The 1,104-nt window shown below is 64.7% G+C and carries 1 protein-coding gene; it reads right to left on the bottom strand.

What is annotated here, in order from left to right; all coding sequences use genetic code 11:
* Positions 1-988: IS481 family transposase (locus tag AB0O89_RS15045; protein WP_363499284.1), on the bottom strand; the 988-nt coding region annotated here is incomplete at its 3' end.
* Positions 989-1,104: the final 116 nt, after the last annotated feature.

The following is a 1,104-nucleotide window of genomic DNA, read 5'->3' as shown; positions in this document are numbered from 1 at the left end:
TGTGATGTCCAGGCAGGTTGCTTTCGATCCTGCTGATGGGTGGGGCTCCGATCGCGGAGTGTCGCCTGTGGTGATTGTAGAAGTGGATCCAGCCCGGGAGAGCGGCGCGGCGTTCGGTTTCTGATCCGTAGAACTTGGCATAGGCCCAGCCGTCGGCGAGTGTGCGGTGGAATCGCTCGATCTTGCCGTTGGTTTGTGGCCGGTAGGGGCGCGTGCGTTTGTGGCGGATCCCGAGTTCGGAGCACGCGTCTCGCCATGCGAATGAGCGGTAGGCGGCTCCGTTGTCGGAGAGCACGCGTTCGACGATGACGCCGTGGTCGGCGAACCAGCCCGTCGCGCGACGTAGGACACCGATGGCGGTCTCGGCGCGTTCATCGGCGTGCATTTCGACGTAGGCGACGCGCGAGTGGTCGTCGATGACGGTGTGCAGGTAACCGATGCCGAGACGCGGTTGATGGGCCTTGTTGCGGGTCACGCCGGGCGTCGCGTGTCGGTTCCTGGTGCCCTGGGCGCGACCGAGGAAGCGGTGTCCGCCGCCATCGGGAATGTTGCCGAACTTCGTGACATCGACGTGGATCAGCGAGCCTGGGTGGTCGTGTTCGTATCGTCGGATCGGTTCCCCTGTGACCCGGTCGATGCGGCTGAGTCGGTTGATCCGGCAGCGCACGAGGACCGCGTGAACCGTCGAGGGTGCGACGCCGAGCTCACCGGCGATCTGGGCCGGCCCGAGCCGCCGTCGCCACCTCGCCTTCACAATCCGTTTGATGAGCGGCAGTGGCGTCTTCGTGGGCATGGAGCGCGGACGACTGGACCGATCCTGCATCCCCATCGCGCCTTCCGTGCGGAACCGCGCAGCCCACTTGCGGGCCGTCACGGTCGACACCATGAACATCTTCGCCACCACCGAAGGTGGCCAACCGTCATCAACGATCAGGCGCGCCAAACGCAGACGAGCGCGAGGAGTGAGAGCAGCGTTAGCGTGGGACACGAAGGCCTCCTGGTTCGTGAAGCGGTTGAACTCAACAGCTCCACTTCACAACCGGAGGTCTTCGCCTTTCAACAGGTCAGGGCCGTGTCGCCGAAACAACGTCCCTGGACATCACA

This window comes from Microbacterium sp. NPDC076895 (genome assembly GCF_040687115.1).
Taxonomy (GTDB): domain Bacteria; phylum Actinomycetota; class Actinomycetes; order Actinomycetales; family Microbacteriaceae; genus Microbacterium.
The sequence above is the reverse complement of the archived record's forward strand: the minus strand, read 5'-3'. Positions and strand labels throughout refer to the sequence as shown.